Raw genomic sequence first — 18,323 nt, forward strand, 5'->3', positions numbered from 1 at the left:
CGCACCTCACTCCACGATGTGGGCGCCGCGAGCTGGACCGGTCGTCCGCACGACCTCCCGCACACCGCGCGATGCCTCCAGCAGCACGGCCAGCTCGAGCGCGTGCGTCGCGTTCTGCGCGAGGAAGCCGACCGTCGGGCCCGAACCGGACAGCAGCACGGCGTGCGCACCCGCTCGCCGACCCTCGTCCATGACGTGCGCGATGTCCGGCAGCAGGGAGACGGCCGCATCCGTCATGTCGTTGTGGACATGCGCGGCAAGAGCCTCCACGTCACCGGAGGCGAGCGCAGCGAGAACCTCAGTGGGCTCTGCCAGTCGTGCAGCGGAGCCGTCCGTGTCAGTGGAACCATCTGTGTCAGTGGAGCCGGAGCCGCCTGTCGCCTCCTGTTCGCGCAGCTCGTCCACCCGCCGGTAGACGTCCGGGGTCGACAGCTTCCCCGTCGATGTCGCGAGCACCCAGTGGTGCGTGCCCTGGGACAGGACCCGGGTCAGGTCGTCTCCGCGGCCTCGGCCCAGGGCGACTCCGCCGTGCAGCGCGAAGGGGACGTCGGCTCCGAGCGTGGCGGCGATCTCCTCGAGCACCGCGCGGTCGTCGAAGCCCGCCAGCTTCGCGACGGCGACGAGCGCTGCGGCGGCATCCGCGGATCCGCCGCCCATCCCGCCGGCGACCGGCACCTGCTTGTCGATCGTGATCGCGACGTTTCCGCCCCATCCCGTCCGCTCACGGAAGGCGATGACCGCGGCGAGGGCCAGGTTCCTCTCATCGAGGGGGATGCCCTCGCTGGCCCGACGACCCGTGACCGCGACGGAGTCCTCCTGGGCCAGCTCGATCGTGACGGTCTCCGGAGTGCTCAGAGCCTCGAAGACCGTGACGAGTGCGTGGTAGCCGTCCGGGCCCGGATCCCCCACCCCCAGGTGGAGGTTGATCTTCCCGTACGCGCGCGCCGTGACGGAGGGGTGGAGTCTGCGTGGGGCACTCATACCGCGGCCTCGGCGATCGCTGCGAAGTCGTCGACGGTGAGCGTCTCACCGCGCGCGCGGTGATCGATGCCCGCGCGGGTGAGTGCGGCCTCGGCGGCGGCGGCGGAGCCCGCCCACCCGGACAGAGCGGAGCGCAGGGTCTTGCGACGCTGGGCGAAGGCCGCGTCGACGACGGCGAAGACCGCGTCCCGGTCGCCGGTCCGCGGCGTGTCACGGCGCGTGATGCGCACGAGCCCGGAGCCCACGTTCGGGGCCGGCCAGAACACGTTCTTCCCGACGTCCGCCGCGCGCTCGACCGTGCCATACCACTGCGCCTTGACGCTGGGGACGCCGTACGTGCGGGATCCGGGAGGGGCGGCCAGCCGATCGGCGACCTCGGCCTGGACCATGACGAGCACCTGCCTGATGGTCGGGAAGGTCGCGAGGAAGTGGAGGAGGACGGGGACCGCGACGTTGTACGGGAGGTTCGCGACGAGCGCGGTGGGCTCCCCCAGGTGGTCGGGCAGTTCGGTGACGCGCATCGCGTCGGCCTGCACGAGCGCGAAGGGCCCAGCGGATCCGGACGCAGGGTTCTCTGTGGTCTCTGAGGCCTCTGTGGTCTCTGCGGTCTCTGAGCCCACAGGGTCATCCGAACCATCCGAGCGGCCGGCCGCCTCGAAGACGTCCGAGGCGAACCGGTGGACGGTCTCCGGCAGGCGGGAGGCGAGCAGTTCGTCGATCTCCACGGCGACGACCCGATGACCCGCATCCAGCAGCCCCAGCGTGAGCGAGCCCAGTCCGGGGCCGATCTCCACGACCGTCTGCGGTCCGTCGAGCTGCGCGGCACCGACGATCATCCGCACCGTATTCGGGTCGATGACGAAGTTCTGTCCCCGCTGCTTCGTGGGCCTCAGACCCAACCCGTCGGCGAGGACGCGGACGTCGCGGGCGCTGAGGAGAGTCGTCATGTCTTTCACACTAGTGGACGTGCACGGGAACACCAGTGCGGACGCGTGGTGGTGTCGCCTGCACCCACTAGGGTGAACCGCATGGATGAGTCCGTTCTCGCACAGCTCCTGGATCCCGCGGCGCTCGCGCTGCTCGAGTCGATCGAGTACCGGCCGTCGGACGAGCTCGCGATCGCCTCGCGCCTGCGGAAGGACGGGATGAGTCCGGACCTGGCGTCCGAACTCCTCAACCAGGCGCAGCTGCGGACCGAGGCCAAGGCGAAGTTCGGCCCGTTCGCCGCCTCCATGCTCTTCACCCGCGACGGCCTCGCCCAGGCGACGCGGCTGTCCGTCGCCGCGCACCACTCCCGTCGGATGCTCGCCACGGCACCGGAGATCGTCGCCGATCTGGGGTGCGGGCTGGGCGCCGATTCGATGGCATTCGCGGGGATGGGCGGTGCGACCCGCGTCGAGGCTCTCGACGCGGACTCCGTCACCGCGGCACTGGCCGCCTACAACCTCAAGGCGCTCGACACCGTGTCCGTGACGCAGGGCCTCGCCGAAGAGGCGGACCTGCAGCGCTTCGACGCCGTCTGGATGGATCCCGCTCGGCGCACGGGTGATGGGAGGACCACCGCCTCGCGCCGGCTCGTCGACCCAGAATCCTTCTCCCCCAGCCTCACCTGGGCGTTCTCCGTGGCGGAGACCGTGCCCAGCGTCGGCATCAAGCTGGGTCCCGCTCTCGACCACGCGCTCATCCCGGACGGCTGGGAGGCGCAGTGGGTGTCCGAAGACGGAGACGTCGTCGAAGTCGCGCTCTACCACGGTGAGGTCCGCGACCGTCCGGGCCGCAATGCGCTGGTGCACGGGCCGCAGGGTGCCCTCCAGATCCACGAGTCCGAGCTGCCCGCCGACGACGAGGACGGGATCGGAGACCTGGGCGAGTACCTGTTCGAGCCCGATGGCGCGATCATCCGTGCAGGTCTCGTGACAGCGCTGTGCGGCCCCCTGGGCATGCGTCGGGTGAGCGGACCGATCGCCTACCTGACCGGCGATCGGCTCCCGGAGGGCACCGCCGCCTCCGCCGTGGCGAGCTACCGCATCGTCGATGTGCTCCCGGCGGGCATCAAGGCGCTGCGGCGTGCGCTCGTGGATCGCGGGATCGGTCGCGTCGTCATCAAGAAGCGCGGGGCGGACATCGTGCCGGACCAGGTCCGTCGTCAGCTCAAGCTGCCCGCCGGCGACTCCGCCACCCTCGTCTTCACCCGCGTGGGCGAGGACCACGTCGTCCTCCTCACCCAGCCCGTGGCTGCCGGCTGAGCCTCTGCCCACACCGTGCCTCTGAGCGAAGGGATCCATCCATGACCGATACGCGCAGCAGTGTCCTCATCACCGTCGATGAGCTGGCGGGCATGCTCCGGGCCGATGCCACTCCCGCTCCCGTCCTCCTCGACGTCCGGTGGACCCTCACGCAGCCCGATGGCCGTGAGGACTTCGCCTCCGGACACATCCCGGGCGCCCGGTACGTCGCGCTGGACACCGAGCTGTCCGACCATTCGTCCGATGATCCGACGAGGGGTCGGCATCCGCTGCCGAGCGCAGACCGGTTCGAGGCGACCGTCCGATCCTGGGGAGTCCGCGCTGGCACTCCCGTCGTCGTCTATGACGATGTCGCAGGTCAGGGCGCCGCACGCGCCTGGTGGATGCTGCGCTGGGCCGGACACAGCGACGTCCGCGTCCTGGACGGCGGCTGGTCCGCGTGGCGGGCTGCAGACCTGCCGGAGGAGACCGGCCTGCCGCAGGAAGCTGACCCGGCGGCGGCTTCCGACTCAGCCGGCACCTCGGGCGCGGGCGGCCTCTTCGTCATCCGACCCGGATCGATGCCGTCGCTCACTGCGGACGAGGCCGAGGCGCTGGCCGGCTCCGGCAGCGGGGTCCTGCTGGACGCCCGCGCGCCCGAGCGGTTCGAGGGACGCACGGAGCCTCTGGATCCGCAGGCAGGGCACATCCCGGGCGCGCTCAACGCACCGGCCGGGGGCAACACGGCGGACGGACGCTTCCGCTCGCCCGCCGAGCTCGCAGAGTACTACCGAGCTGTCGGTGGACCGAGTGTCGCGGGCACACCAGACGTGACGAATCCAGACGGACCCGCACCTCCCACCATCGGCGCGTACTGCGGTTCCGGTGTGAGTGCGTCGCACACGGTGCTGGCGCTGGCGAGCATCGGCGTCGAGGCGGCGCTCTTCCCCGGCAGCTGGTCAGCGTGGTCGAACGACACCGCGCGCCCGGTCGCCACCGGCACAGCCGACGACGAGACGGTGCACCCGCCGCAGAAGTGACGCTCAGCGACTGACGCTCAACGCCGGACACTCAGCCCGCGGCGCAGTCGGGCGCATCGACGGAGAGCTCGACGGGCGAGGAGCCGGCCGCCTCCAGGTCCCCCGTGAGGTACTTCGCGACGGCTGCCAGCGCGTGCGGATTGTCGTCGTAGACCTCGACGATCGTGTCGGCACCCGCGTCCTCGGCATTCCACGGGCCGGTCGTGCCGACGACGACGTCCGCGCCCGCAGCGCCCTCCCCGGCTCCCAGGCTCACGGTCGTGCCGCCCTCGCCGACGGTCATCCCCGCGTCCTCCGCCGCCTCCGTGAAGGCAGCGCGCGCGGCGTCGGACCCACCGGTCACGGTCACCGCATCCGTGGGCTCCTCGATGCTGCACTCGCCCGCCAGCACTGTGAGGGAGGCGTCGGCCAGATCGGTGAGCGCACCATCCGCAGCGGCGGACGCGTCCTCGTCCGACTCTGCGCTCTCACCCGCTGCGCCCTCACCGCCGGCACCCTCACCGCCAGTGCCGCCGACAGCGCCGATCCGCGCCTGCCAGAGCTGCATCGCGACGACATGTGTCGCGGCCTCGACGATTCGCTCGCGCGGCAGATCGCCGCTCTCCAGAGCCTCCGACAGTGCCGCCACGGCCTCACCGGAGTCCGGCGGCATGAGTGCCAGATCCGCGCCGGCCGCGATCGCCTTGACGGTCTCCTGCCCCGACTCCTCCGTCACCGCACCCATGTTGAGCGCGTCCGTGACGGCGACGCCGTCGAAGCCCACGTCCTCGCGCAGCGCGTCGTAGACGTCGGGGTTGAGAGTGCCCGGCACGTCCTCCGCCCCGGGCAGGCCGATGTGGCCGACGAGGACCATCGGCGCTCCGGCCTCCGTCGCGGTGCGGAACGGCTCGAAGCTGTCTCCGGCGAGCTCGTCGAGGGAGTCCTCGGAGACGGGGAGGTCTTCGTGCGAGTCCACTGTGAGCGCTCCGTGGCCCGGGAAGTGCTTGGCGGACGAGGCCAGTCCGGTCGCGGTGTATCCGCTCACTGCGGCGTCGACGACCTCGGAGACCCGCTCCGGATCGTCGCCGGGAGAGCGCAGGTTGATGACCGGGTCGTCGGCTCCGATGGTGAGGTCCGCGACGGGGGCGAAGTCAGCAGTGAAACCCAGGTTCCGCAGGTCGGCGCCCTGTGCCTCGATCGCAGCGCGCGTGATGTCCGCGTCGTCGGCTGCTCCGGCCGCCATGAGCGGCGGGAACTCGATCGCCGCGTCGTCGAGCCGAGCGACGGGGCCGCCCTCCTGATCGACGCCGATCGCGACGGGCCATCCGCGATCGCCCGCGGCGGCCGCGAGGGCGTCGGTCACTCCGCGCACCTCGTCCGCACCTGCGCCGTCGGAGAGGTTGTAGCCCATGACGATCGCTCCGGCGAGGTGCCGTTCGCTCACGACGTCCGCAGCCGCGTCGACGTCCGTGCCGTTGTAGGTGAGCATCACGACGGACCCGACGAGCTCGTCGTCATCCATGTCCGCGACGATGTCGGCTGCCGCCTCGACATCCTCGTCCGTCACGCCGTCCGCCGGAGGTGCCTCCGAATCCGCGGTCGCGTGCTCGCCCGGGTCGCCTGCAGCAGCCCCCGCCGCCGAGGCCCCCGTCGGCTCCGGCGATTCGTCGCCCTCCCCGTCCGGTGGCGCCGACGAGCAGCCTGCGAGGACGAGTGCAGCGGCGGCGCCCAAGACGCCGAAGGAGGTGCGCATGGCGTCCATCGTATCGGCGGACGACAGCCGCTCGAACCGCTCAGTCGCGCAGGGGGAAGGCGCTGACGTAGACCCTGAACCTGCGGGAGTCGGCATCGGAGTCGGCATCGGGGCTGGCATCGGGGTTGTCCTGCTGCGCGGCATCGGTGTGGCGCTCGATCACCTCCATGATCTCGCGCGTCATCGTTCTCGCCTGCTCGGAGGTCAGCTGGGAAGTCGACGTCGTGTCCACGGACGCGTCCTGCCATGCGGGAGTCTCGTGCGCGTGGTAGCCGTGCCACGCGCGCAGCTTCTCGAACCGGTCCTGCAGCTGGTGGCCCATGAGCACGTCGAGCTGCGCCGAGGTCGCACCGTCCGGCTCGACGAAGGCGCGGCGGATCGAGAAGCTGATGGGCTTCCACCACCTCTCGCGACCGGTGCCCCGACCGGGGTCCTCCTCGACGAGACCGTGCTTCTCCAGCTGCCGGAGGTGATAGCTCGTCTGCCCGGTGCTCTCACCCAGGTGCTGCGCGAGCATCGTCGACGTCGCCGCACCGCCAGCCGTCCTGCGACCGACCGCCGCACGCATTCAAGCACCAGCACACAGACCCTGACGCACGCCGACCACGAGACCCTCATCCGCCGTCACCACACCCAGCGCACCCTCGAACAGGAGCAGCAGCGAGCCGAGGCGCGCATGCTCATGGCTCCGCTCGCCTGGTGACTTTCTTAACAACCCTCACCCCGGCCCTCGCGCGGGCGGGCACGACGTGCAAGAGTCGATTGTCATGAACGCCTCTTCTTCCGCGCCGGCTCGGTCCATCCTCGAGTCGCTGCTCGGCGACAGCGCCGCTCTCGCGGTCCTCACGGATCGGAAGCCCACCGTCACCCAGCAGACGCAGGCTGCCCACGACGCCCTCTACTCCGCATCGCACCCGCTGCCACCAGCGCTTCTGCACACGCTGGCCGCGGTGGTCGCGACGCAGCAGGGATCCTCCGCCCTCCTCGGCTGGCACCTGGCCCATGTCGACGACCGCGGACTGTTCGACGACCTCGTGTCCGGTGCCACGCCCGCAGAACCGCTGCTCGCCGCCCTGATGTCGTACGTGGACACCGTGTCCGTGTCCCCGGCGCTCGCCACCGCCGAGGATCAGCACGCCCTCGCATCAGCCGGCGCGGACCCGGACCTCGTCGTCCTCATCGGCCAGCTCGTCGCCTTCGAGTCGTACCTCATCCGGCTCGTCGCGGGCCTCGCCGCACTGGACGCCTCGACGGCGGCAGCTGCGGCAGCGGCGACTCCCGGCACGGCGACTGCCCCCGTCACTGCCGATGCTCCCGGCATTGCTGCTGCTCCCGGAACCGCCGCCGAGGTCCCCACCCCACTGCCCGACCTCGACCGCGATCCCCACTCCCGAGGCCGCACGGGCGACCGCTCTGCGCTCACGGCGACGGGACGGTCCCGTCCGACCTCCTTCACCCGCGAGTTCCTCGACTGGGAGCCGTGGCTCCCCGCGCCGGCCGAGGACGAGCTCACCGAGGAGCAGATCGAGTCCTTCGCCTCGAAGGCGACGACCCGCAGCGTGTACTTCCGCCTCATCGCCCGCACCCCGGGCGTCACACTCGCGCGCTCGACGCTCGACAACGCGGTCTTCACGTCGAAGGAGGGCCTGGAGAAAGGCGAGCGGGAACTCGCCGCGGCGGTCTCCAGCAAAGTCAACGACTGCGTGTACTGCGCGTCGGTGCACGCGCGGAAGGCCGTGCAGCGCACGCATCGCGACGAGGACGTGGACCGCATGCTCGCCGTCGAGCTGGACCGCGACGCGGACTGGGTCGCGGCGGACGTCACCGCACTCGCCGCCGGTCAGGACGACCGCTGGACCGTGCTCATCGAGACCGCGGCACGGCTCGCTGCGCTGGTGCCCGAGTTCGTCGCCGAGGACGCTGACCGTCTCCGCCGAATCGGCCTCACCGACCTGGAGATGGTCGACCACATCGCCTCGACCGCGTTCTTCGGCTGGGCAAATCGCCTCATGCTCACCCTCGGCGAGCCCTACTGGCCGGAGACAGAGGCAACGGCATGACTGGTTCGTCGGATCGATCAGACGCGGCCAGCACCACTCATGTCACGCGGACCGCTCGGGCCGCCCAGCAGTTCGATGCCGTGTTCGTGGGCGGCGGCCCCCGCGCAGTCGCGACCCTCATCCGCATGGCGGCGCGGCTCCGTCACGAACTCGACGGTGCCGTGTCCGCAGATGAGGGCGACCCGACCCCCGCTCGCCGGCCACTGCGCATCGCGATCGTCGACGCCCTCGAAGTCGGATCCGGCGCCACCTGGCTCACGACGCAGCCCGCGCAGTACCTCAACAACACGACGGCCTCCGCCACGACGCTGTTCCCAGACGAGTCGACGAACATGAGCGGTCCGCCGTCGCCCGGCCCCGACCTCGTCGACTGGATGCGGCAGGTCGCGGACGCAGGTTCGCACCCGGCCGGTGACTGGGTCGTCGAGGAGGCGCGCGACCTCCGCGCCCTCGACTTCACGTCCCGGCGGCTCCAGGGCGTCTACTACCGCGACCAGCTGGCCGCGGCGATCGAGGCAGGCGGTTTCGAGGTGGAGCAGTTCGTCACCACTGCCCACGACCTCGAGCCCGTCGAGGTCGAGCCGTTCTCCGGCGACCCGCTCACCGCTGTCGTACTGGCCGACGGCACCAGGCTGGCGGCGCCGACCGTCGTGCTCGCACAGGGAATGGTGCAGTCGCTGCCGGACACGGAGGTCGCCGGGCTGACGCGCTTCGCGGACGAGCACGGCCTCCTCTATGTGGCTCCGGGCATGCCCGCCGAGCGGGACTTCACGGGGCTCCCCGCTGGCCAGACGGTGATCGTCCGTGGTCTGGGAGCGAACTTCTTCGACGTCATCGGCGGGCTGATTGCGGAGTGGGGCGGGGCCTTCGAACCCGTCGCAGGCGACCCGCACGGCCGCCTGCGCTACCTGCCGACCGGACGCGAACCGCACCTGGTCGCCGGCTCACGTCGCGGCATGCCGTATCGGACGAAGCCGATCCCCTACGCCGAGCAGCGTGACGTCACACCGCGCTGGGCGACGCCCGACTGGTTCGAGGAGCTCTCCCACCGTCGCGGCCTGGACTTCGCCACCGAGGTCTGGCCCACGATCGCCAAGGAGATCGCCGACCAGTACCTCAGCGCTCTCGCCGCCTGGAGGCCCGAGGCCATAGCAGCGGCGGCAGCCCCCGGACCCGAGCGATCCGCGGGCTCGGAGCAGGCGATGACCGGCACCTCGGGCGCGGTCGGGTCCTGGTCCGCAGTCAAGTCATGGTCCGCAGTCAAGCCCTGGATCGCGGACCTCGAATCCGCACGGACTGCCGAGGACGTGGAGCGCGTCCTCACTGACCACGTCGTCGACCCGCGCTGGTCCTGGAACATCGCGGATCTGCGCTGGCCCACCCGCGGCTGCAGCGTCACGTCCGACGAGTGGCGGGAGTTCGTCGCCGCGATGGTCGAGGATGAGCTCGCGTCGATGAGTGAGCCGGCCCGCCACCCCCGTGCGGCGGTCAACCGGGTCATGAGCATGCTGCGCGGCTCGGCACACCGTCTGGGGGCCGTGGGAGCGATCGCCGGCACCTCGCTCGTGCGCGACCTGCAGGGCTGGTTCGACGCGGACGGCCTGTTCCTCGCGTCGGGACCGCCGTCGGTGCGCGTGCGGAAGGTGCTCGCCCTCATCGATGCCGGGGTCATCGACCTGCTGGGACCGGAGACGGTGGTGCGCGCGGACGCCGACTCCGGCCGCTTCCGCGCCGAGTCGCTCATCACCCGGCGTGCGGTCGAGTCAGGAGTGCTGGTCGAGACCCGCATGTCGAAGGGGCGCGTGCCGGATACGAACGACCCGCTGCTGCGGTCGCTGCTCGACTCCGGTCGCGCGCGGATCCACCAGGTGGACGGCGTCATGACCGATTTCATCGAGGCGACCCGTGCGGAGGCCGCCGAGGCGGTGAGGACGGGGCACAACCTCGTCGCCGCATCCGGTGAGGTCGATGAGTCCGTCATCGTGCTGGGCATCCCTGCGTCGACGACGCAGCCGGGCAGCGCGATCGGCGCGACTCCGGGGCTGCCCTCACCGCTGCTGGCGGGTGCGGACATCGCCGCGAAGCAGGTTCTCCGTCGCGCCGAGCGCGTGCAGCTGGGGTGACCTCGGGTGCTTCGGCTGGCGGCGAGTCGGTTCGGAACGGGGCTGTTCTGAGCAGTGGACCACGGTTCGCGGCGCCGAGCGCGTCACCTGTGTTCATCCGGCACCGTTCACCGTGACTTAGGATTCGACACATGGTTGATTTCGCACGGTCGGAGCGATCGACGCTGGGCGTTGAGTGGGAGCTCGGGCTCGTCGACCCCACGACGCTGGACCTCGTCCCTCGGGCGGGTGAGGTCCTCGACGCGATCGCGGGCACGCCCCTGGCCGATCGGGTCGTGGGTGAGATGCTCACGAACACCATCGAGGTCGTCTCCGGTGTGCATCGTTCCGTGAGCGGTGTCGCCGGCGACCTCGAGGACGCGATCGGGCAGCTGCGGCCGGTGCTGGACGAGCTGGGGCTCGAGCTCCTGTGCGCGGGCACGCATCCGTTCGCGCTCTGGCAGAACCAGGAGATCACCGGCCACGCGCGGTACGCCGAGCTCATCAACCGCACCCAGTGGTGGGGGCGCCACATGCTGATCTACGGCGTGCACACGCATGTGGGCATCGATGACCGTGACAAGGTGCTGCCGATCCTCGCGGCGCTCACCTGCTACGTCCCGCACCTCCAGGCGGCGGGTGCGACATCGCCGTTCTGGGAGGCGACGGACACCCACTACGCGTCGAACCGCGCGATGATGTTCCAGCAGCTCCCGACCGCCGGGCTGCCCTACCTCTTCGACGACTGGGCGGGCTACGAGTCCTACATCGCGGATATGAAGAGGACCGGCGTCATCGACGAACTGACGGAGATCCGCTGGGACCTGCGGCCCGCCCCCCATTGGGGCACCGTGGAGGTCCGTGTCTGCGACGGCCTGTCGACCCTGTCGGAGATCACTGCGGTCACGGCGTTCGTGCAGTGCCTGGTCGACGACTTCTCTGCTCGCCTGGACGCGGGCGAGACCCTGCCGACGATGCCGGACTGGTTCCACGTCGAGAACAAGTGGCGCGCTGCGCGATACGGCATGGACGCGATCATCATCGAGGATGCTGCTGCGAACGAACGCCTTGTCACAGAGGTCATCGCGGATGAGGTCGTGCGCCTGCGCCCCGTCGCCGTGCGGCTGGGGTGTGTCGAAGAGCTCGAGCTGATGAACGGATTCGCCACATGGGGAGCCGGGTACCAGCGCCAGCGGGCCAGGCTGGCCGAGACCGGTTCGCTCACCTCTGTCGCCGAGCTGCTGGTCTCCGAGTTCCGCGCCGGCAAGCCGTAGCGGATAGGCCGCAGGGCACTTCCCTTCTTTCCCGATCAGAATGGCGGGGGGTCGTTCTCTTCTGCTGCCGTGCCGGAGTCCTGTGGCTCACGGGAGTCGTATGACTCACGGAAGTCGTGCGTCGTGCCGGAGTCCTGTGGCTTATGGGAGTCCGGTGGATCGCTCGGAGGATCTGCCGAGTCCCCGCGGAGGGAAGCCATCCTTCGACGGAGCTCCTCAGGCCAGGGAGGCGTCGCATCCGCCGGCGGAATCTGTCCGAAGGACACCACCAGATCGGGAACCCTGTCCGCCATGCGATCGTGCAATTCTGTCGCCAGCCGGTCCTCGATGACGGAGGCGCTGCGCGCGAGCTTCCCTGTGGACCGTGGTCCTCGCACGGAGTTCTCGCCGGATGTGAACTCGCCAGACTCGCGGTCCCCGGGCTCGCGGCCCCCAGGTTCGCACTCCCCCGACTGCCGGGCTTCGTCGTACGTGGCCGCAAGCTCGTCGATCTCGCCGCGCCTCGCCGCCCGCTGTGCTCTCGATCCGAAGAGCGGACTGTGAAGACTGCTGGTCACACCGCGCTCATACTCGTAGACCGTCGTCGTCATGGGAATGATCGTCCGCATCGCGATGCTGGACTCGCCGCGCTTCGATGGAGCAGCTGACTGGTCGCCTTCCGGTGGGTCCTCCGTCCTCTGGCTCACCGACTGGCGACTCACGGACTGCTGGTTCTGGGACTGCTGGCTCACTGACTGATGGGGCACGGACTGCTGGGGCGCGGACTGCTGACGTGTCCGCAGATCCTGACGGCGTCGCTCCACATCCGCCCGCAGCAGTGACACGAGGCGCTCGTCCCGAGTCACCCTCTCATCCCGTCTGGCGACGTCGAGCGACCGTCGTCCAAGACGCGCCTCCCACTCTTCCAGTCGCACGCGCTCTTCCGCCGGCCACGCTTTCACGCGCTGCCACTCTGCTTCGAGAGCCGCCTCCCGCACAGAGCGTGCCGCTGCCTGCTCCGCGTAGCGCCTTTCGCGCTTGGCTTCCTCCTCCTGGAGTTCCCGCCACGCTCCGGCGAGCACCGCATCGGCCGCGTCCGCACCCGTCAGCGGATCCGTGACGACACGTTCTCTCATGACGCGGCGCGCTTCAGCCCTCTCCGGAGAATCCTCCACCGCGCATGCGTCGCTGAGGATGCCTCCGTCGTCCACGGAAGGAGCCACTGTCGTGTCAGTGGTGCCGATGGACATGATCCATTCGATCTCATCCGCAGTGGTCCGTCGCATGCGCAGGCGGCCTTCGGTCTTCGCCTGGTGGTGCCGTTTGCACAGCGGGTGGAGATTCGCCGGTTCGGTCCGACCTCCGAGTTCCGGCTCGTGATGGTTGAACGGTATGCCGTGGTCGATCTCGCATTCGAGTGCTGGACGCGAGCAGCCTGGTGCCGTGCAGGTCTGCCATTTGCCTCGGACTGCGATCCTCGTGGCGCGGTCTGCTTCGTACTTCAGCGCCGTGTCGTCGAGGACTCTGCCCGTCGTGGGATCTGTGAGCATCCGATACCAGACGGTGGAGCTGGAGGCGACCATACGGGCCATATCCGCCGGAACGGGGGCCCCAGCGATCGTTCCGGGCCGGTCGTCCAGGCCCATGAGCGTGGTCATCGGCACCGTCACGACCACAGACGCGTGCTTGCGCAGAACGGACGCTTCATCAGAGAAGGCGATACCAACGCGGTACCGGGTCTTCGTGCCGTCCTCGTCGTCGATTTCCTCGAGCACCGTCTCAGTCCGCGGGGTGGCACCGGTGATCACGTCGAACATCATCTGCCGGATCTGCCGCTCATCTTTCACCGCCAGCGACCCGAGGGGCGGGAGTTCGTCCGCCGCGGTCATCGGTGTGATTGATTCCGGCACCGAGGCCGAACTCACGTCCGAAGCTGCGCTCCAGTCCGAAGGCGCGCCCGCAGCCGCAGTTGAGTCCGCAGCCGAACTCAAGCCTGAGTCCGAGCCCGAGTCCGAGCCTGAGACTGAGCCTGAGTCTGAGGCTGGGTCTGGGTCTGGGTTCGAGTCGACTGTCTTGTCGATGGGAGTGACGTCCACGTTCGCGAACTGACGCTTCAACGCTGCGGCGGAGAGCGCATAGCCCTCCTGGAACCATGCGTGCACGAGTGGGGTGGGTCCCCGGATGGAGCCGACAGATTCCCCGTCAGGCAAGTCCTCCACCCATGCGGTCCGCCGCGAACGCACCTTCGCAGCGAGCACCGGCTTGTCCACCAGATCGGCCAAGAAGCGGCACACTCGAAGGGTGAACTGCCCCAGTGAGTACCGGGGATCCAACCCGACGATGAACACATCAAGCGCACGCAGATGTGGAAGCGACAGGCTCTCGATCCGCCGTACGATGGCTTCCCACCGATTGAAACGCAGGCGCCCTTCAAGAATCGCGCTCAGCGTGAGCGGCACGCCGACGTACGCGGTGATCGCCTGCCCGACGCGCTTCCGCGCCGTGCCGGTGCGCGTGCTCAAACGCGCACTCAGGGTGGCTTCATGCTCTGTCGTGAGCAGATACTCCGCATGGGCCCCGAACGCTTCGTAGCTCTCAGCCAACTGCGCATACTGCTCTGAGGTGCAGTCATCCTCATCGGACTCACAGTCCTCGAAGAGGTTCTCCATCCTCTGGCGCGAAGATTCCTCCGCCCGCGCCAGGGAGAGCGCAGTCGTGGCGAGGTCGACGAGTTCCAAGCCGCGGAGTCGATCCAGCGCGACCGACCGGGACGAGAGCCGCTCCGCACACGACGCCGCAGCACCGGGCCGAGGTTCAGATCCATGCTCAGCACTGGCACTGGCACCAGCCTCAAAACTAGTCTCGACGCCAGCACCAGGTGATTTGTCGCCGGAGGCTCCTTCGCACGTGCTCCACGGCGAGACGATCGCGCTCCAGTCCAGGTACTCGAGGCCACCGAGTACCGGATGTCCTAAATCCAGCGTCTCATAGAGTGCGTCCACGCTCGCGATCGGAGGAATGGCGACAAGGGGCTCGACACGACGCTGGGCACCAGGGAAGGGCTCAGACCGGTCCGCACCTTCCGCCATGCCACTCACCCGCCTCACGCCTCGTTGCGCATCTGCAGTTGATCGACTTCGATCGAACTCCTGTTCTATTCTAGATCAGAACAGACGAGCGCACAAGAGTGTTCGGGTGAGTTCTTCATCGAGGGGTGTGGATTGCAGAGATTGGATTGCAGAGATCAGTGGCGGGGTGATCACGGTGCTGCGTGGCGGCTCGCTCTCACAGTCGTTTCCGGCTGACGAACCACCAGCTCCACAGCGTCGATCGGCTAGCTCTTCCGTGAAAGCCTGGCCGATACGGATTGAATGCGGGCGCGCAGGAGTCGCTGCAGCAGCGCCGGGTACAGGTGCACGAGCAGTCCGAGTGCAACCAGCCACGCAGCGCCTTGCCATGACCCTGTCGATAGCACGCCGAGGGCCATAGCCACAGTGACGAGAATGCAGAGGCTGTGGCCGACCTCGGAGCGCCGCGTGTGCTGATCGAGCTCTTGCAAGCCCTCTCGCGTGCCGGTGAATCCGCGTTCTTCTGCTATGACCCGGTTCCATCCGATGACGTCGAGCAGCTTCCCGAACAGCCGGACCCCCAGTGCTGGGTACAGCCGCGACTCCCAGCGCCCGACCCACAGCCAACCCAGATTCGGAATCTGGACTCGGGGGCCGACGATCGCAGACACCCACGCCATGAGGACGAAATGAGTGACCACGGCGAAGGAGAACCCCGTAGGTCCGATGAACAGCCACGCCGCTGCAAGAGCTCCGGCGGCGACTGCCGTCGCCAACGACGCGACCAGCAAGACACGCGCTGACTCGAGTGGTTGAGACACATTCCAAGGCTATAGGCACATGCCGAGGCCGTAGACGCGCGTAGAGGACAGCACTGCGCCCAAGGTGTCTGCCGCAGTCAGCAAGGCGAACGCTCCGCCGCAGAGCACCCACGCAGGACGCCCGCTCCGAGCCGCGGCTCTCTCAGCCCTCGAGCACGCCGCGCAGCTTCGGCCACGCCGCGGCGAAGCCGGGGTGGAGGGGGTACTCCGTCACCTCGGAGAGCGGCACCCAGCGCAGCTCGACGCTCTCGATGTCGTTGATGTACTCCTCGAGGTGGGCGAGCGTCCGCGCGACGACAGTCGTGTACGACCATCCCTCCATGTCGATGACATGGGTGTGGATGATGCGGATATCAGACCCGTCGAGCTGCGGAACCCCGGCCTCTTCGTGGCATTCGCGGATCGCACCTGTCAGAGGCGTCTCGCCCGCGTCGATCGCACCGCCCGGGATCCCCCAGGTGCCGCCGTGAGCCGACCACGAGACTCGATGCTGGAGCAGCACCCCTCGATCCGGATCGTGCAGCAGCAACCCAGCCGCACCGAACAGCCCCCAGAACCGACCCTTGGGGGTCTCCACCCAGCCATCGCCGGCTCGACGACGAGCACGCAGGTGCTCGCGAAGCTCCTGCGACAGCTCGCCCGTCGCGCCCGGAGCACCAGGACTACCAGGAACGGGCACACCCGGCGTACCCGAAGCAGACGTACCACCAGGCACGATGTTCTCCTTAGACGACTCCCCCCGCGACTCATCAGACGAGGACATCGTCCACCTCCAGCGACGACAGCACTCCGAATCCCAGGCCCGAGGCCGCACTCCCGCGCGCAGCGATCTCCGCTCCCAGCGCGGCCACCATGGCCCCGTTGTCCGTGCAGAGGTCCAGAGGAGGAACGCGGAGCGTCACGCCGACGGCCTCGCACCGCTCAGCCAGCCGTTCACGCAGCCGTGCATTCGCAGCGACACCGCCTCCGAGCAGCACGTGGTCGATGCCGGTGTCCGCGCATGCCAGGAGGGTCTTCCTCACCAGCACGTCGACGACGGCCTCCTCGAACGAGGCGGCGATGTCCGCGAGCCGCAGGGCCCCCACCGATCCTGCGGTCGAGGCGCCGGCGGTGCCGGACGAGATCGCGCCCGAGGTGCCGGAGACAGAAGCTTCGCCCGCTGCCGAGGTGCCGGTCGGCTGGGCGGACACTGCCGCCTCGGCGGCGGTGACGGTGCGCAGAGCGGCAGTCTTGAGGCCCGAGAACGAGAACGAGAACCGACGCTCCGGATCGCGGAGATCCTTCTTCGTCGAGAGCCCGCGGGGGAAGCGCACCGCAGTGGGGTCGCCGGGGACGCCGCTCTCGTCGAGCAGCCCGGCGGCGGCGCGGGAGATGCTGGGGCCGCCCGGATAATCGAGGCCCAGGAGTCGGGCCGTCTTGTCGAAGGCCTCGCCGGCGGCGTCGTCGATGGTGGCACCCAGCAGCTCGATGTCATCGACGATGTCGCCGATGCGCAGGATCTCCGTGTGCCCTCCGGACACCAGCAGCGCGATGGTGGGCGTGTGCAGCCCCGGCGAATCCGGGGCGACCAGGTCCACTGCGACGTGCGCGGCGAGATGGTTGATGCCGTAGAGCGGCAGCCCCGTCGACGCGGCCAGCCCCTTCGCGGCCGCGGCGCCGACCATGAGCGCGCCGGACAGGCCCGGCCCCGCCGTGACGGCGAGCGCGTCGAGGTCGTCCAGAGTCACCCCTGCGTCCGCGAGCGCCTTCTCGATCATCGGGCCGATCGACTGCACGTGCGCGCGCGAGGCGACCTCCGGCACGACACCGCCGAACCGCACGTGCTCGTCCATCGACGTCGCGACGGTGTTCGTGAGCAGGGTGCGGCCGCGGACGATGCCCACACCGGTCTCATCGCACGACGTCTCGATGCCGAGGACCAGCGGCTCGGCACGGGTCATCCGATCTCCTCGGCCAGCGCCTCGTAGCGGGTCGTCATCTGCGATTCCGGCACGTCGTAGGCGCCCGGGCTGTCGGTGAGCGTCCCGGCGAGCAGGCGCAGGTGTGTCTCCCACACGGGCCCCACCTGCGCGATCGCCTGGGCGAGGATGTCGTGGTCGATCCCCCGGTCCGCGATCGTGTGGGCCAGGGTGATGCGGGTGCCCGGGGCCCCGGCGGCGTCCGGGAGCGGCGCGAGCGTCAGTCCCAGGCGGCCGATGCCGTCGACCTCGAGGAGGACGTGGGCGACGTCGGTGTCGTCCTCGGGCGCGGAGACGCTCAGAACGTGAGCGGGCACCGGCTGGTCGTCGAGCTCGAGGAGGATGTCCGCATCACCGGAGTCCGACTGATAGCCGACGAACCAGTTCTCGAGCAGTTCGGAGCGGGTGACGTACGGCCAGACCTGCGTGGGCGGCAGGGCGACCTGGGTGTCGAGGACGAGGTCGATGCCGTCTTCCCACTCGGTCACCGAGGCGTCCACCAGATGTTCCGTCATGCCCTCATCCTATGCGCGAAGATCGAGTGCGCGGGAGGCCGGCGTCAGAGGAACGCCCTCATCACGATCGCGTCCGCGCCCGCGTAGTAGGCAGGACGGCGACCCAGCTCGTCGAAGCCGAAGGACTGGTAGAGGCCGAGCGCCGCCGTGTTGTCCGCGGCGACGTCCAGGTGGAGGACCTCGGCGCCCGCATCCCGTGCGCAGTCCGCCGCGTGGGACAGCAGCCGCCGTCCCAGTCCGCGTCCCTGCGCAGACGGCGCAGTGCCGATCGTGAGGATGTCCGCCTGCGGACCCGCCACGCTCACGCCCACGTAGCCGCACAGCCCGTCACCGACCTCCACTGCGATCGTCATCCGCGCGACCGGGGACGCCAGCTGCGACCAGAAGAACTCCGGCGTCCAGGTGTCGGGGCCGAAGAGCACGGTATCGAGTTCGGCGACGCGATCGATGTCCCACCAGCGCATGCGCCGAAGCCGAGGCACGGTTGGCTGCGGGGACGCGGGGGGCTGCGACTGCTCGGGGGCGGGTTCGGTGTGTGCGGCCGGGTCGGGATGCTTCACAGGGTTCT

The 18,323-nt window shown here is 69.5% G+C and carries 15 protein-coding genes; 5 read left to right on the top strand and 10 right to left on the bottom strand.

The window, feature by feature from the left end; genetic code table 11:
• Positions 1–6: 6 nt before the first annotated feature.
• Together FM105_RS04030 and FM105_RS04035 are read right to left on the bottom strand one after the other, a co-directional pair.
• Complete coding sequence (locus FM105_RS04030) at positions 7–981, bottom strand: 4-(cytidine 5'-diphospho)-2-C-methyl-D-erythritol kinase (protein WP_087005176.1); 975 nt, start codon at positions 979–981, stop codon at positions 7–9.
• Positions 978–1,928, bottom strand: a complete 951-nt coding sequence (locus FM105_RS04035; RefSeq protein ID WP_087005179.1) for a ribosomal RNA small subunit methyltransferase A — start codon at positions 1,926–1,928, stop codon at positions 978–980. The genes FM105_RS04030 and FM105_RS04035 overlap by 4 nt, the downstream gene beginning before the upstream one ends.
• An 81-nt stretch (positions 1,929–2,009) precedes the next feature.
• Between FM105_RS04035 and FM105_RS04040 the strand changes: the two genes are divergently transcribed.
• Both FM105_RS04040 and FM105_RS04045 read left to right on the top strand, forming a co-directional pair.
• Positions 2,010–3,227, top strand: a complete 1,218-nt coding sequence (locus FM105_RS04040; RefSeq protein WP_087005181.1) for a class I SAM-dependent methyltransferase — start codon at positions 2,010–2,012, stop codon at positions 3,225–3,227.
• Positions 3,228–3,268: 41 nt separating this feature from the next.
• Positions 3,269–4,246, top strand: a complete 978-nt coding sequence (locus FM105_RS04045; RefSeq protein ID WP_087005184.1) for a sulfurtransferase — start codon at positions 3,269–3,271, stop codon at positions 4,244–4,246.
• 31 nt (positions 4,247–4,277) lie between these two features.
• Here the strand turns inward: FM105_RS04045 and FM105_RS04050 are convergent, their stop codons facing one another.
• Together FM105_RS04050 and FM105_RS04055 are read right to left on the bottom strand one after the other, a co-directional pair.
• Positions 4,278–5,978, bottom strand: a complete 1,701-nt coding sequence (locus FM105_RS04050; RefSeq protein ID WP_087005622.1) for a glycoside hydrolase family 3 N-terminal domain-containing protein — start codon at positions 5,976–5,978, stop codon at positions 4,278–4,280.
• A gap of 40 nt (positions 5,979–6,018) precedes the next feature.
• Positions 6,019–6,546, bottom strand: coding sequence for a helix-turn-helix domain-containing protein (locus tag FM105_RS04055; RefSeq protein WP_087005187.1), 528 nt, complete (start codon positions 6,544–6,546; stop codon positions 6,019–6,021).
• Between the two features lie 199 nt (positions 6,547–6,745).
• Between FM105_RS04055 and FM105_RS04060 the strand changes: the two genes are divergently transcribed.
• From FM105_RS04060 to FM105_RS04070, 3 genes are all read left to right on the top strand, one after another.
• Complete coding sequence (locus FM105_RS04060; RefSeq protein WP_087005189.1) at positions 6,746–8,038, top strand: peroxidase-related enzyme; 1,293 nt, start codon at positions 6,746–6,748, stop codon at positions 8,036–8,038.
• On the top strand, positions 8,035–10,161 hold the full coding sequence (locus FM105_RS04065; protein WP_087005192.1) for an FAD/NAD(P)-binding protein: 2,127 nt from the start codon (positions 8,035–8,037) through the stop codon (positions 10,159–10,161). The genes FM105_RS04060 and FM105_RS04065 overlap by 4 nt, the downstream gene beginning before the upstream one ends.
• Positions 10,162–10,292: 131 nt before the next feature.
• Positions 10,293–11,414 (top strand): glutamate--cysteine ligase, encoded by a 1,122-nt coding sequence (locus tag FM105_RS04070; RefSeq protein ID WP_087005195.1) that lies wholly within the window; start codon positions 10,293–10,295, stop codon positions 11,412–11,414.
• Positions 11,415–11,449: 35 nt separating this feature from the next.
• Here FM105_RS04070 and FM105_RS04075 read toward each other — a convergent pair whose 3' ends face one another.
• The 6 genes from FM105_RS04075 to rimI all read right to left on the bottom strand — a co-directional run bounded on the left by FM105_RS04075 (position 11,450) and on the right by rimI (position 18,219).
• Positions 11,450–14,131 (bottom strand): HNH endonuclease signature motif containing protein, encoded by a 2,682-nt coding sequence (locus tag FM105_RS04075; RefSeq protein ID WP_087005198.1) that lies wholly within the window; start codon positions 14,129–14,131, stop codon positions 11,450–11,452.
• Positions 14,132–14,727: 596 nt separating this feature from the next.
• Positions 14,728–15,282: a glycosyl-4,4'-diaponeurosporenoate acyltransferase CrtO family protein gene (locus FM105_RS04080; protein ID WP_143275815.1), complete on the bottom strand. Its 555-nt coding sequence runs from the start codon at positions 15,280–15,282 to the stop codon at positions 14,728–14,730.
• Positions 15,283–15,424: 142 nt separating this feature from the next.
• Entirely contained in the window at positions 15,425–15,859 is a 435-nt protein-coding gene (locus tag FM105_RS04085) for an NUDIX domain-containing protein (RefSeq protein ID WP_256970219.1), read from the bottom strand.
• A gap of 172 nt (positions 15,860–16,031) precedes the next feature.
• Positions 16,032–17,222, bottom strand: coding sequence for a tRNA (adenosine(37)-N6)-threonylcarbamoyltransferase complex transferase subunit TsaD (locus tag FM105_RS04090; RefSeq protein WP_087005207.1), 1,191 nt, complete (start codon positions 17,220–17,222; stop codon positions 16,032–16,034).
• Positions 17,219–17,755 (bottom strand): hypothetical protein, encoded by a 537-nt coding sequence (locus FM105_RS04095; RefSeq protein WP_087005210.1) that lies wholly within the window; start codon positions 17,753–17,755, stop codon positions 17,219–17,221. The genes FM105_RS04090 and FM105_RS04095 overlap by 4 nt, the downstream gene beginning before the upstream one ends.
• Before the next feature lie 44 nt (positions 17,756–17,799).
• The gene (gene rimI / locus FM105_RS04100; protein WP_087005625.1) at positions 17,800–18,219 is read right to left on the bottom strand and encodes a ribosomal protein S18-alanine N-acetyltransferase; all 420 of its coding nucleotides are present in this window, start codon (positions 18,217–18,219) and stop codon (positions 17,800–17,802) included.
• Between the last annotated feature and the right edge of the window lie 104 nt (positions 18,220–18,323).

It is taken from the genome of Brevibacterium yomogidense (assembly GCF_900163715.1).
Lineage (GTDB): Bacteria > Actinomycetota > Actinomycetes > Actinomycetales > Brevibacteriaceae > Brevibacterium > Brevibacterium yomogidense_A.